We start from the raw sequence: 13,490 nt of genomic DNA on the forward strand, positions 1-13,490 counted from the left end.
CCTGGACAAGGAGCTTGCAGCCGTCGACGGACTCACCCGACTCCGGTCATCCCGAAGCTGAGAATCCATCGATCCACAGGTATTGACGATTGCTCCGTGGAATGTATGAGGATGAATCCACGGGGCGGGGCGGGGCAGCGGAAGCTGGCGCACCTCTACACGCCCTTTACGACCCATGAACGGACCGGAACCACATGGTTGCCTCGACGGACGAATCCTGGACTCGCATCGAGTCATGGCTCAGCGAACACGCCCCCCGTACCTACGCCACTCTCAACCCACCCGCCGACGCGGAATCACTGCGCGCGGCCGAGGAAGCCCTGGGGCTCGCCCTGCCACCGGACCTCGTCGCCTCGCTCCTGCGGCACGACGGCTCCGGTGCTGATCAGTACACCCAGGGACGCTTTACCCTCCCTGCGGAGTACGGGCTATTGGGCCTCGAAGGAATCACCCGGCAGTGGCACATGCTGGGCAAGCTACTTGCCTCCTACGATAGCTCTATGGTGGGGTCGTGGTGGCACACTCAGTGGGTCCCTATTGCCGAACATGTCACCGGTGACACCCTTTTCGTGGACCAACGCCCAGGCCCGCGCCAAGGCAGCGTCGGCGAACTTCTCACCCACGACGGCGCGTCGGTTGGCTTGTGGGCCTCCTTCGCCAATCTTCTGGAACAGACGGCGGAAGCACTGGAAACCGGTGAGGAAACTGCGGAATGCGCGGCCGTTGTCTACGGCGATGGGTCGCTCGGCTGGGAATAGTTCGCCATTGACCTCTGAGCGTACGCATTCAGCAGGGAGTCGATGGACGACCGGTGCTCTTCGGCGAGGCGAAGATCCTAGTCCAGCGGTTGTCGACTGGAAGGACCGTATCCGGACGTACCAGATAACTTGTGGCAGGTGAAGTGTTCCAGCGAGCCGTCGACAAGGAGTTCCGGACTGGTTCCGGCGAACTCCAGCCCGCCGTGATGGCAGTAGAACGGTAAGCATTCAGGTAGGTCGATCGTCCGTCCCGGTTCTGACGATGTGACAGGTCGGGGCTGGGTGGGGCAGGATCCGTGGTCATGTCGTCGGGGTTGGGGTCTGCGTCGCGTGAGGATCTCCTCGCGTTGATCGGGCTGCTCCAGCGGCAGAACGATGAGCTGGCTGCTGCGAACGAGCGGTTGACTGCCCGGGTCGCGGAGCTGGAGCGGCGCCTGGGCCGAAACTCGGGCAACTCCTCGCTGCCGCCCTCGACCGGTACCTTCGGACGTCCGGTGAAGAAGGCGGCCCCGTCCAGCGGGCGCAAGCGGGGCCGTCAGTCCGGTGCCCCGGGTGGCGCGCTGAGTATGGTCGTCGGTCCAGATCGCACCGAGGATCACTTTCCGGCTGCCTGCAGTGGCTGCGGGAGTGAGCTGGGCGAGCGCGACAGTGTCGGCTTCGAGCGGCGCCAGGTGCGGGACGTTCCGCTGGTCACGGTGGTGGTGACCGAGCACCGGGCGCATCGCTGTCGCTGTGCGTGCGGGACGGTCACCGCCGAGCCGATGCCCGGGACGGTGGCTGGCTCGCCGTCCTCCTACGGCCCGAACCTGCGGGCGTTGGCCGTTTACCGGGTCTTCGAAGTTGAGCGGTGCGGTGGCGCTGAGGGCCTGACCTACGGTCACTCCGCGTGAGCACCCATTTCTCAACCTGCACCCAGGCGATGGTTTCAAGCAGGTAGTGACTACACTCGCCGACGCCGTGATCGCGGGCCCGCAGAGCAGAAGGACACGAAGATGCAGAATCCGTTCAGGGATGGCGGTCCGCTCGACATCGCCATGGGACTGCTCGGTCTGATGTTCTCGATCGCTCTCTTGTGGCAGGGCCTACAGATGGCCCAGAACGGGGGCTCGTGGTGGTGGCCGCTGACTGCAGGCGTACTGGTCGTCCTCAGCCTGCATGGCCTGTACCGGCGCCGCCGGGCGAAACGCCGGAGCAGTTCGTAAGCGCGGCGCCGCAACCTGCGTCTGGTGTGTCTCATCAGCATGCTGACTGTTCGTCACGGCTGCGATGTGCATGGCCAGGACCGGTTCCCCGAATGCGGGACGCCCGTGGTCCTGGGTGATCATTTCTGTTCTCTACGCAGAAGGATCACTGGGGAGCCACGGGCTTGGTCAACGATACGACGTTGCTGCTCGACCTCGACGGGGTGTCCGTCATACGGGTCGAGCGGTGCGAGGATGGCAGGCGCCGGGTCCACCTGGCCACGGCGGATGCCTCGGCCCGGGCCTGCCCGGTCTGCGGGGTCTTCTGGTCCCGGGTGAAAGGGTCCGCGACCACCCGTCCCCGAGATCTCCCCTACGGCGAGCGCGGGCTGGAGTTCTTGTGGCACAAGCGGCGCTGGTGGTGCCGCGAGCCGGCGTGTCCTCGCAGGTCGTTCACCGAGCAGATCCCGCAGATCCCGGCCGGCGCCCGGCTGACCGGGAGGCTGCGGAGTGCGGCCGGGCGCCGGATACGGGACGCCGGCTCCACGGTCATCCAGGCAGCCCGCGATCTGCACCTGTCCTGGCCGACCGTGATGGACTCCTTCAAGGCCGCCGCCCGGCAGGTCGTCGAAGCACCGCTGCCCGAGGTCGAGGTGCTGGGCATCGACGAGACGAGGCGCGGAAGGCCCCGCTGGGAACAGGATCCCGACAGCGGCAAGTGGCAGCTGACCAGGGACCGGTGGCACACCGGGTTCGTCGATGCGCTCGGGGCCGGTGGCCTGCTCGGCCAGGTCGAGGGCCGCACGGTCGCCAACGTGCTGGCCTGGCTCGCCACCACACCCCTGACCTGGCGCAACAACATCCGGCACGTTGCCATCGACATGTCGGCCACCTACCGAGCCGCCCTGCGCATCGGCCTGCCCCACGCCACCGTCGTGGTCGACCACTTCCATGTCGTGCAGCTCGCGAACAAGATGCTGTCCCTGGTGCGGCGCCGCACCACCGCCGAAATCCGCGGACGACGCGGACGCGCCACCGACCCGGAATGGAAGGCTCGCAGGCGTCTGCTGCGCAACCGGGAGGACCTCACCTCCGAGCAGTTCGCGAAGATGTGGAACCCGCTGCTGGACGAGGGGAAGATCGGACAGACTCTGCTGAGCGCCTGGATCGCCAAGGAAAGCCTGCGCACCCTCCTTGCTCTGGCCCGCACCGGCGCCGACCGCCACCGCATCGGCCATGCCCGCTACAAGTTCCTCACTTGGTGCGCCAACGCCGACATCCCGGAAGTACGTACCCTCGCCGTCACCGTGGACCGCTGGTGGAACGAGATCGCCGCGTTCATCGACACCGGACACAGCAACGCCAAAAGCGAGGGCATCAACCGCGTGATCAAGCTCGTCGCCCGCGCCGCCTTCGGGTTCCGCAACGCCACGAACCAGCGGCTACGCACACGCTGCGTCACTACCCGCCGAGTCCGTGGACACCTCCGCACCGCTCAACTTTGAAGACCCCGTTTACCTGTTGGTCTTCCAGCACGTCCCCGTCGAGCGGACCGCGCAGCTGATCGCGGACGTGACCGGGGCTGCGGTGTCCACCGGCTGGGTCGCCTCCCTGCTGCCCGAAGCCGAGAGCCTGGTCGCCGACTCCGTGAACCTGATCCGCGCTCTGCTGGTCATGGGCCACATCCTGCACGCGGATGAGACCACCACCCGAATCGGTGCGACCCGCCGGTGGCTGCACGTGGCCTGCACCGAGTTCCTCACCCTGCTCCACCTCGCCCCGCGATCACGGGCCGGCGCCGATATGGGCGGGGTACTGCCGCACTACCGCGGAGTGCTGGTGCACGACTCGCTGTCGCTGTATGCCGGATACGCTGCCTGCACCCATCAACTGTGCGGGGCCCACCTGATCCGCGAACTCACCGCGGCCGAGGAGGACTTCCCCGACCAGAAGTGGCATCAGCAGATCCGCTGGGCCCTGGCCGGGCTGAACAAGCACGCCACCCGCGTCCGCAACGCAGAGATCACCGAGATCGCCCCGGACGCCCTGCTCCTGCACCTTGAAGCCTTCCACCAGGGCATCAAGGTCGGCCTGTCCAAGCATCCACGGGCTGAGGGGCGAAAACAGTCCACCGCCCGCAACCTCCTGGAACGTCTGCGCGATCAAGCGCACGACGTGCTCCGGTACGCCGACGACCCCCGCCACGTGCCCTTCACCAACAACTCCGGCGAACGCGCCCTGCGCCCGGTGAAGACCCAGTTGAAGATCTCCGGCTGCCACCAGTCCGAACACGGCGCGAGGGCCTGGCTCACCGTACGCTCCTACCTCGACTCCGCCCGCAAGCACGGCATCAGCGCCTTCGAAGCCATCCACCGCGCCTTCACCGGCAACCTCTGGATGCCCCCGATCGAGCAGACCGCCTGACCAGGCAGCATCACACAGCGCCACCGGTCAAGCCCATTCCTACTGAATGCTTACAAGAACGAGTCCCGCAGTCCGCCTGAAACAAGATCACCGGACTCTACAAAACTCAGGGCAGCTCACTTCTCCTTCTGCTGGGATCAGTGGTTCGCCCCACCCGGACCCCTGGATTCCACCGCGCCGGACCCGTGTCCCGACGAGGGGTCAGAGAGGGGGACCAGCCCCGTCCTACCAGCCCCAACAGCCTTGCTGGCCTATGGCCTTACGAGCCATTCGTTCCTGGCTCACCCCCGCCGTCACCCTGAACCGGTGGTGGCGAGCCTGGACGGACAAGGACCCACCCTCCGAGCTCCAGGCCCTGATCGACGCGGTCACCACCGGACACGGCATTGACCTCTACTGCCGGATTTAACGAACTACCGGTAAGAGTTCGCAACACGGCCCACGGGTCTACGGACACGACGGCCTCCTCACGCCGTCATCAGCCCGAAAGGTTTCGCAACAAGCACCTGCCGCCCCAGCCGCCGGAGCCGAACCTGGCCGTCATCAGCCCACGAGGGTTCGCAACGAGGGGATGCGGGGAGCCCCGTACGGCTGGCGGGCGTTTCCGATAGCGGTGCCGCCCTCCTCGTCGTCCGTGGCGGTGTCACTGCCGTGAGCCAGCGTCATCCGGAGATCATGGAGAGGCCCGCAAAATGGGCGGCAGCACTCATCAAGCCCGCAATGGGTCCGTGACCTCGGCTTTTTGGTGTGACGGAAGTCCCGTCTGCTGCCATCCGACGCGGCGGCAACATAGCCCGGAAACGCCGGTTAGCCAAACCGGCGTTTCCAGAGACGATTAATGCACCAACGTCCGCACCCGAGCACTACCACAGATCGAAGCGATGATGAAGGCGCGTCGCCGCTACCTGCCGAAAATTCGCCGCGCGTTCTCCGTTCGCGAACTGTGCTGTCCGTCTCTGGACTCTTCCGCAGATCCATCTAGTGTTCCGTACTCCCCGGAGAACAGCCGCACTTGCCCAATGAACCAATAGCCGCCATTGCCAACGCCGAACCGCATCGCGAGAAGGAGGCACCAGCGAACCCTGCAGCCGCTCACAATCACGCCGTCTCACCTGATATCCAAGCGCTTCTCCTCACCAGCGCCTGGTATTCAACCAGTGACCTCGCTGCCTGCCTGAGAGTCGACGCCTCTACCCTGCGCCGCTGGCGCACCACCCAGCCACCCCAGGGGCCACCGTTCGTCACGGTCTCGGAACGCGTCGTCATGTACAGCGCCCTTGACGTCGAGGAATGGCTGCGCCACCGACGTACCGTCCCGACCAAGGGACTCAATGGCCGATAAGACCAACGTTCCTGTCGGTGTCCGGCTCTCGACCGATATCGAGTACCGTCCTGACCGCCCCACTCCGTATCGGGCGCGTGTCCGGTGGACCGATCCGACCAGCAAGCGCCGCCAGTCACTGTCCGAGGGAAAGGACAGCGAAGAAGAGGCTCAGGAATGGCTCCAGGCCATCATCGAGGCCGCAGAGGCCGGCCTGAGCCCGTCGCTGGCCACCATGAAGCTCGCCGAATACGGCGAAGCGAACATGGCACTCGCCCTGCGTGGCCTGGAGTTGAAAACGCTGGACCCCTACCTGGCGGGGTGGCGGATGCGCGTGGTCCCCGCCCTGGGCCACCTCGCGGTGCGGATGATCACCAATGGTGTCGTCGACCGCACCGTGCAGAACTGGATCGCCGACGAGCACAGCCGCTCCACGGTGAAGAACACCATCGCCGTCCTGGTCCGCGTCATGGAGCAGGCAGTCCGTGACGGCATCATCAAGGTCAACCCCGCCCGGGTGACCGGCTGGCAGAAGCTCTACAAGCAGGCCGAGGACGAACTCCTCGACCCACGGGCGCTGGCCCTGCCCGACTGGGAGACCCTCGTCGCCCTGGCCAATGCGCTCGTTGCCGCCTCCCACGACCAGTACCGCGGCTGGGGAGACGTGGTCGTCTTCGCCGCGTGCACTGCCGCACGGATCGGCGAGGTCTCAGGCTGCCGTGTCGGGGACATCGACACCACCCAGTGGATCTGGACCGTGCGGCGCCAGACCACACCCGCGCCCGGCGGGCTGACCGACAAGGGCACCAAGGGCAAGCGGGCCCGCAAGGTTCCCATCGTCGAGGAGATCCGTCCCCTCGTCGCCCAGCGCGTCCTGTCCGCCGGCCCGAATCCCGATGCCCGCCTGTTCACCGGCCCGCGCGGCGGACGCATCTCCACCGCCGTCCTGCGCGACGCCACACACTGGGACGACGTGGTCACCAAGCTCGGCTACGAGCACCTGCGCCGCCACGACCTCCGGCACACCGGACTGACCTGGTTCGCCGACGCCGGAGTCCAGGTACACGTCCTGCGACGCATCGCCGGCCACGGCTCCCTGACCACCACCCAGCGCTACCTGCACCCGGACGTACACAAGATCACGGCCGCCGGGGCGGCGCTCTCCGCCCACCTCAGCGTCCTGCGTGCACCGCGCTCCCTGCCGAGCCCGATCGTCGTGACCCGCTGACCCCGGTCAAGGGCGCCGGTCCCCAACTGGTCCCCAAGAATGATCAAGGGCCGGTTTCGGACACCCCCGAAACCGGCCCTGACCTGCGACTGTCTCCAGTCGGGACGACAGGATTTGAACCTGCGACCCCTTGACCCCCAGTCAAGTGCGCTACCAAGCTGCGCCACGTCCCGGTGCCGTTTGACCTGGGGTTTCCCCGATCGAAACGCGCAGGGAAACAATACCGCACTCGGGTCGGTGGTCGCGCACCCGTTTACGGTTGACCTCGACCTTGGTTGAGGTTGCACGATCGTCAGCATGACGACCACAGCGCACGAGAACCGCGCGTCCGACCCGTCCCACAGCGGCGGAACCCACGGCTACGACGACCTGCCCCGGCTGATGGGTCTGATGACCGGCGACGAGAAGCACGGCCCGGCGGCCACCTCCACGCTCGACGTGCTGTGGGTGCTGTACGACCGGGTGCTGCGGGTCACCCCGGAGCGGACGGACGACCCGGCCCGGGACCGGTTCCTGCTCAGCAAGGGGCACGGGCCGATGGCGTACTACGCCGTCCTCGCCGCCAAGGGTTTTGTACCGGTGAAGTGGCTGCCGGGGTTCGGCTCGTACGACTCCCCGCTCGGGCACCATCCGGACCGGGTGCTGGTACCGGGGGCCGAGATCGGCAGCGGGTCGCTCGGGCACGGGCTGCCGATCGGCGTGGGCACCGCGCTGGGCCTGCGTGCGCAGGGGCTGAGCGACCCGGCCGTCTGGGTGCTGATCGGCGACGCCGAGCTGGACGAGGGCAGCAATCACGAGGCGATCGCCTTCGCCGGGGCCGCCGGGCTGGAGCGGCTGCACACGGTCGTCGTGGACAACTCCTCCGCCAGCCACGCCCTGCCCGGCGGGATCGCCGCCCGGTTCGAGGCGGCGGGCTGGTCCGCGGTGACCGTCGACGGGCGGGACCACGCGGCCCTGTACGCCGCGTTCACCGCCCCGCATCCGGGACGCCCGCACGTGGTCGTCGCCCGGGTCGAGCCGAAGACCGCGCTCTGACTCCCCGGCCCGCTGTCCCGCCGTCCGGCCACTCCCACTGTCCGGCCACGCCGCTGTCCGGCCACTCCGCTGTCCGGCCGTGCGGCGTCCGATCACCTCACCGTCCCATCTATGGAAAGGGCTCCCTTCATGGACACCATGCGTGACCGTTTCGCTCCGGTCGTCTCCCGGCTGCTGGACGAGGATCCGCGGGTCGCGGTCGTCCTCGCCGAGATCGGCAGGGACGGCTTCACCGAGGCCGCCCGCCGGCATCCGGACCGGGTGATCAACGTCGGCATCCGCGAGCAGCTGCTGGTCGGGGCAGCCGCCGGGATGGCGCTCACCGGGCTCCGGCCTATCGTGCACACCTTCGCCAGCTTTCTCGTCGAGCGGCCCTTCGAGCAGGTCAAGCTGGACCTGGGGCACCAGGACGCTGGCGCGGTGCTGGTCAGCGCGGCCGCCTCCTTCGACTGGCCGGCAGGTGGTTTCACCCACATGGCGCCCGGTGACATCGCCCTCCTCGACACGCTGGACGGGTGGACCGTACACGTGCCCGGACATCCGGACGAGGCGGAGACACTGCTGAGGCACGCGGTCGCCGCGGGCGACGACAAGGTGTACGTACGCCTGTCCGTGCAGGCCAACCGGCAGGCGCGGCCGGTCGACGGCGAGCGCCTGCTGACCGTGCGCGAAGGGCGCGCCGGCGTCGTTCTCGCGGTCGGGCCCGTCCTGGACGCCGTGCTCGCCGCCACGGAGGGGCTGGACGTGACCGTCCTGTACGCCACGACCGTGCGGCCCTTCGACGCGGCCGGGCTGCGCCGGGCGACGGAGGACGCGGGCACGGACGTCGTCCTCGTGGAGCCGTACCTCGCCGGCACCTCGACGGCCGCCGTGAGCGAGGCCCTGGCCGACGTCCCGCACCGTGTCCTCGGCCTCGGCGTCAGCCGCCGTGAGCTGCGGCGCTACGGGACCCTGGAGGAGCACGTGGCCGCGCACGGGCTGGACGCGAAGAGCCTCGGGGAGCGAATCCGGGCGTTTGTGGGAGCGGAGGCGGTCGGTGTGGGCGGGTGATCGGCGGCCCCTGGTGTGGGGGCGGTACCTATGTGGGGCGGTACCTGTGTGGGGCGGTACCTATGTGTGGGCGGTACCCATGTGTGGGCGTACCTGTGCCCCGGCCGCTCGGTGGTGGGCTCAGTGGGCGGATATCCGGGTGTCGGCCCGTACCAGGTCGCGTATCGCCGGGACCGCGAGCAGGGCCGCGGCCACGACCAGGCTCATGACGGCGGCGACGAGCAGGACGTGATCGGCGCCGAGAGCCTCGGCTGCCGGGCCGGCGAGGGCCTGGCCCACGGGCAGCATGGCGAGGGAACCGGCGACGTCGTAGGCGTGGATGCGGTTGAGGACGTCGGCGGGGACCTGGGTCTGCACACTGGTCGCCCACATCACGCCCCAGAACGACATTCCGGCGCCGGCCACCGCCGCCCCGGCCGCCATGGCCGGTACGCCGAGGCCCGCGCCGACGGCCGCAGGGAAGCCGACGAAGGCGAACAGGGCGATGGCGCCGGCCCGGAGCATGCGGCGGGGGCGCAGCCGGAGGGCGAGGAGGCCGCCGACGACGGTGCCGGCGCCGAGGGCGGAGTTGATCAGGCCGTAGGCGCCCGGACCGTGGTGCCGGACCACTTCCGTGGCCACGAGCGGGACCGTCGGCCCCCAGACGGCGATCATGTACACGCACCACACGGCGATCACGCCCCACAGCCACGTTCTGGCCCGGAACTCCCGCCAGCCCTCGACCAGGTCGGCCCGGAAGGCGCGCAGGGCCGGGCCGGCGCTGCGGGCGCCCTCGGGGAGCGGGGGCAGCCGGAGCAACAGCAGGCAGAGCGCGCTGATCGCGTAGGTGGCGGCGTGCGCGGCGAACACCCCGCCCGGTGAGGCGAGGCCGACGAGCACTCCGGCGACGGCGGGGCCCGCCAGCTGTGCCGCGGACTCGGCGATACGGATCGCGCCGTTGGCGCCCTGGATGTCGGCGGCGAGCCGGGGCACCGTGCTGGCCACGCCGGGCTGGAACGCGGCTCCCGCCACGCCGTTGAGGGCGCCGATGGCGCAGACCTCCCACAGGACCACATGCCCGGCGAAGAACAGCCCGGCGGCGAGGGACTGGGTGACGAGCCGCACCAGGTCGGCGCCGATCATCAGCCTGCGGGTGCTGAACCGGTCGGCGATGACCCCGCCGAGGACGACGAGGCCGGCGAAGGCCGCCGCCGTGGACGCCATGGCGAGTCCGACCGCGCCGGCGCCGTACCCGTGCTCCAGCAGACCGGCGGCCAGCGCCACGGGCAGGATGGTGTCGCCGAGCCGCGCGACGGCCCGCGCCACGAAGAACAGCGCGAAGTCCCGCGACCAGACGGCCGGGGACGGGGAACCGGACGAGGAACCGGACGCGGCACCGGAGCCGGCCTTCGCCCCTGCCGGCGCGACGCGCTCGTGCCGTGCGTCCGTACCGGTCACCCTGTGCACTCCCCCGGTTTCCCCGTGCTCCGTCCGCGATCCCCGCGCGGTCCGCCCGCGAGATCCGCCCGCCCGCGGGTCCGCCTCCGGGATCCGCCCGCCCGCGCGGGATCATGCCACGCCGCCCCGCCCCCTGCCGAGTGGTTTTCAGCGCTCGTCCGGCAGACCCAATTCGGGGTGCAGGTCCAGGAGCCGGGGCGGGGCGGCCTGGCGCCAGGAGTCGGCGAGGATGTCACGCAGCTCGTCCTCGTCCTCCAGGGCGGCGAGCCGGGCTCTGACCCACGCGAACTGTGCCTCGTGGTCGGCGATCCAGAACTTCCGGGGCTCGGACATGACCAGTTCGTCGCGCTCCTCCTTGGGGCAGCGCACGGCGATGGACGTCTCCTCCTCCGGGAGCGTGGCGAACATCTTCCCGGCCACCCGGAACGTGGGCATGCTCCAGGCGATCTTCTCCGTCGTGTCCGGCAGGGAGAGGGCGATACGGCGTACGTCTTCGGCATCGGGCATGCTTCGCACCGTAACCGCTGCCACTGACAGTCGCCCCCAGGTCACCCCCGGCGGCCCCTGGCACGGAGACCCCGGTCACTCGGTCACTCGGTCACTCGGTCACCCGGTCACTCCCGTCCGCCGAACGCGGCCAGCGTGCGTTCCAGCGCCGGCATCGCCCGCACCACCCGCTTCGAGCGGATCAGCAGGTCCCACGCGGGCTCGAACTTCTTCCAGCCGCCGGCGTACGCGAGGTGCCGGAGCCGTTCGTGCGCGCCGGGCTGGGCGGACGCGCCCCGCCAGATGTTGGACCAGCGGTAGAAGTCGCGGTACGCCCGCCAGTAGCCGTCCTCCAGCTGACGCGGTGTCATGCCCTTGGGCCGGTAGACGACATGGCGGGTGTCGTAGAGGTCCCAGTCGCGGTGGACGATGCGGTCCTCGGACTCCAGCTGCCGCCACAGTCCGGTCGACGGGTACGGCGTCATGATGTGGAAGGTCGCCGTCTCGATGCCCTGCCCGACCGCCCACGCGACGGTGCGGTCGAAGACGTCGGGGCCGTCCTGGTCGAGCCCGAAGACGAAGCTGGCGTTGACCATGACCCCGGCCTCGTGCAGGCGCCGGACCGCCGCGTCGTAGTCGGTGCCGATGTTCTGGTCCTTGCGGCGCTCGGCCAGGTTGGCGTCGTTGACCGTCTCGAAGCCGACGAACAGGCTGCGCAGCCCCGCTTCGACAGCCCGCTCCAACAGGTCGGGTTTCAGTACGGAGTTGACGGTGCCGGCGGCCTGCCACAGCCGTCCCATGCCGCGCATTCCCTCGAACAGGGCCTCCGCGAAACGGCGGTTGCCCAGCAGGTGGTCGTCGAGGAAGTAGAGGTGGCGGCCGGGCAGCCGGTCGATCTCCGCGAGGGCGTCGTCCACGGCCTGCGTGTAGAAGGACTTGCCGCCCTCGAAGAAGGCGTCCTTGTAGCAGAAGTCGCAGTGGTGCGGGCATCCCCGCGACACCACGATCGAGTTGGGTACGAGATAGAGGTGACGCTTGATCAGGTCCCGTCTGATCGGCGGAAGTCCGGCGAGGGTGCGCTGCGTGGAGTCATAGCGGCGGGCGGGGACGCCGTCGCGGAAGTCCTTCAGGAACAGCGGCCAGGTGTCCTCGCCGGGGCCGGTGAAGACCGTGTCGGCGTGGGCCGCCGCCTCCTCGGGCAGCGAGGTGACGTGCAGGCCGCCCATCACGACGTGGACACCCCGGGCGCGGAAGTGGTCGGCTATCTCGTAGCCGCGCCGGGCCGAGGTGATGTACGGCTGCACCACCAGCAGGTCCGGGGTGTCGAGGGAGTCCAGGTCGATGCGCTCCACGTGCTCGTCGTGGAGCGTGACCTCGTCGTCGGGGTCGAGGTAGCCGGCGAGGGTCGCGAGGCCGAGGGGCGGGAAGAGCGAGTACTTGATGGGCCGGAACAGCGGGCTCGTCGCCTCGGTGAGGGCCGGAAGGATCATCGTCACACGCATGAAAGCCCAGACTGCGCACGACCGGTGGCCGGTTCCCTACGCCCCGGCCGCCTCTCCCAGTGCCGCCAGCACCGGGCGGATCAGCGGGTGCTCCTCGGCGCCCCGTCGCACCGCCGCGAAGACCCTGCGGGTCGGGGCCACGCCGTCCACGGGGCGCACGACGACGCCGGTGAGGTCCATGCCGCGCAGGGCCGAGCGGGGCACGAGGGCCACGCCCGCGTCCGCCGAGGCCAGGGCGACGACGGCCCGGAAGTCGTCGGAGGAGTGCTCCAGCCGGGGCTGGAAACCGGCGCTCTCGCAGGCCAGGACGACCACGTCGTGGCAGGGGTTGCCGGGGTACGGGCCGATCCACGCGTCCTTGGACAGCTCGGACAGCGAGACCTCGGGGGTGTCGGCGAGGCGGTGGCCGACGGGTACGACCGCGTCGAACGGCTCGGCGTAGAGCGGGACGTGGGTCAGGCGGGGGTCGTCGGCGGGCGGGGCGCCCCGGTACTCGACGGCGACCGCCACGTCGACCTGCCGGTCCAGGACCATGGTCAGGCTTTCGTCGCCCTCCGCGTCCAGGACGCGCAGGCGGATGCCGGGCGCGGTGGAGGCGAGCCGGGCCACCGCGGGCGCCACCACCTGGGCGATGCCCGTCGCGAAGGCGGCCACGGTGACCGTGCCGGCCTCCCCGGAGCCGTAGGCGGCGAGCTCCGCCTCGGCCCGCTCCAGCTGGGCCAGGACCGCGTTGGTGTGGCTGAGCAGGATCTCGCCGGCCGGGGTGAGCCGTACGCCCTTCGCGCCGCGCTCGACGAGGCGGTGGCCGGTCTCCTGTTCCAGGGCCGACAGCTGCTGGGAGACGGCCGAGGGGGTCAGATACAGCGCGGCGGCTGCCGCCGTGACCGTGCGGTGGTCGGCCACCGCACGGAGGATGTGGAGCCGCCGTGCTTCGATCATGGGAACAATTATCGCAAGGTGAGTGCGTCGGTCAGGCCGGCCGGCTGGTCAGGCCGGCGGCCGGTCGGTTCGCCGGCTGCTCAGGGCCCGCGGCTGCCCAGAGCCGGCGGCTGCCCAGGGCCAGCAGCC

General features: G+C 69.6%; 13 protein-coding genes and 1 tRNA gene. 8 read left to right on the top strand and 6 right to left on the bottom strand.

The features are described 5' to 3' along the window. Positions 1-194: 194 nt before the first annotated feature. From ACGFYV_RS32780 to tnpC, 5 genes are all read left to right on the top strand, one after another. A complete protein-coding gene (locus ACGFYV_RS32780) occupies positions 195-758 on the top strand; it encodes an SMI1/KNR4 family protein (protein WP_393882155.1) in 564 nt (187 codons plus the stop codon). 347 nt (positions 759-1,105) lie between these two features. After that, positions 1,106-1,648, top strand: a complete 543-nt coding sequence (locus tag ACGFYV_RS32785) for a DUF6444 domain-containing protein (RefSeq protein WP_393882156.1) — start codon at positions 1,106-1,108, stop codon at positions 1,646-1,648. Between the two features lie 102 nt (positions 1,649-1,750). Continuing rightward, the gene (locus tag ACGFYV_RS32790; protein WP_393882157.1) at positions 1,751-1,960 is read left to right on the top strand and encodes a hypothetical protein; all 210 of its coding nucleotides are present in this window, start codon (positions 1,751-1,753) and stop codon (positions 1,958-1,960) included. A 164-nt stretch (positions 1,961-2,124) separates the two neighbouring features. Next, positions 2,125-3,444: an ISL3 family transposase gene (locus ACGFYV_RS32795; protein WP_393882158.1), complete on the top strand. Its 1,320-nt coding sequence runs from the start codon at positions 2,125-2,127 to the stop codon at positions 3,442-3,444. After that, positions 3,416-4,363 carry an IS66 family transposase gene (gene tnpC, locus ACGFYV_RS32800; RefSeq protein WP_393882159.1) on the top strand — a complete coding sequence of 316 codons (948 nt, stop codon included), beginning with the start codon at positions 3,416-3,418 and terminating at the stop codon, positions 4,361-4,363. The genes ACGFYV_RS32795 and tnpC overlap by 29 nt, the downstream gene beginning before the upstream one ends. A 543-nt stretch (positions 4,364-4,906) precedes the next feature. On the opposite strand, the gene ACGFYV_RS32805 is transcribed toward tnpC, so the two are convergent. Then, on the bottom strand, positions 4,907-5,029 hold the full coding sequence (locus ACGFYV_RS32805) for a hypothetical protein (protein WP_393882160.1): 123 nt from the start codon (positions 5,027-5,029) through the stop codon (positions 4,907-4,909). 665 nt (positions 5,030-5,694) lie between these two features. On the opposite strand from ACGFYV_RS32805, the gene ACGFYV_RS32810 reads away from it, so the two are divergent. After that, positions 5,695-6,912 (top strand): tyrosine-type recombinase/integrase, encoded by a 1,218-nt coding sequence (locus ACGFYV_RS32810; RefSeq protein ID WP_393882161.1) that lies wholly within the window; start codon positions 5,695-5,697, stop codon positions 6,910-6,912. Between the two features lie 99 nt (positions 6,913-7,011). Here ACGFYV_RS32810 and ACGFYV_RS32815 read toward each other — a convergent pair. Then, positions 7,012-7,085: transfer RNA gene (locus ACGFYV_RS32815), tRNA-Pro, on the bottom strand. A gap of 124 nt (positions 7,086-7,209) precedes the next feature. On the opposite strand from ACGFYV_RS32815, the gene ACGFYV_RS32820 reads away from it, so the two are divergent. Both ACGFYV_RS32820 and ACGFYV_RS32825 read left to right on the top strand, forming a co-directional pair. Further along, complete coding sequence (locus tag ACGFYV_RS32820) at positions 7,210-7,947, top strand: transketolase (protein WP_393882162.1); 738 nt, start codon at positions 7,210-7,212, stop codon at positions 7,945-7,947. A gap of 129 nt (positions 7,948-8,076) precedes the next feature. Further along, the gene (locus ACGFYV_RS32825) at positions 8,077-8,997 is read left to right on the top strand and encodes a transketolase family protein (RefSeq protein ID WP_393882163.1); all 921 of its coding nucleotides are present in this window, start codon (positions 8,077-8,079) and stop codon (positions 8,995-8,997) included. Positions 8,998-9,117: 120 nt separating this feature from the next. Here ACGFYV_RS32825 and ACGFYV_RS32830 read toward each other — a convergent pair whose 3' ends face one another. The 4 genes from ACGFYV_RS32830 to ACGFYV_RS32845 form a co-directional block, all read right to left on the bottom strand. Beyond that, on the bottom strand, positions 9,118-10,311 hold the full coding sequence (locus tag ACGFYV_RS32830) for an MFS transporter (RefSeq protein ID WP_393882201.1): 1,194 nt from the start codon (positions 10,309-10,311) through the stop codon (positions 9,118-9,120). A gap of 270 nt (positions 10,312-10,581) precedes the next feature. Then, positions 10,582-10,941, bottom strand: a complete 360-nt coding sequence (locus ACGFYV_RS32835; RefSeq protein WP_393882164.1) for an MmcQ/YjbR family DNA-binding protein — start codon at positions 10,939-10,941, stop codon at positions 10,582-10,584. A 107-nt stretch (positions 10,942-11,048) separates the two neighbouring features. Beyond that, positions 11,049-12,422, bottom strand: coding sequence for a B12-binding domain-containing radical SAM protein (locus ACGFYV_RS32840; RefSeq protein WP_393882165.1), 1,374 nt, complete (start codon positions 12,420-12,422; stop codon positions 11,049-11,051). A gap of 36 nt (positions 12,423-12,458) precedes the next feature. Continuing rightward, positions 12,459-13,361, bottom strand: coding sequence for a LysR family transcriptional regulator (locus ACGFYV_RS32845; RefSeq protein WP_393882166.1), 903 nt, complete (start codon positions 13,359-13,361; stop codon positions 12,459-12,461). Positions 13,362-13,490: the final 129 nt, after the last annotated feature.

Origin of the sequence: Streptomyces sp. NPDC048297 (assembly GCF_043201585.1) — a bacterium.
Classification (GTDB): domain Bacteria; phylum Actinomycetota; class Actinomycetes; order Streptomycetales; family Streptomycetaceae; genus Streptomyces.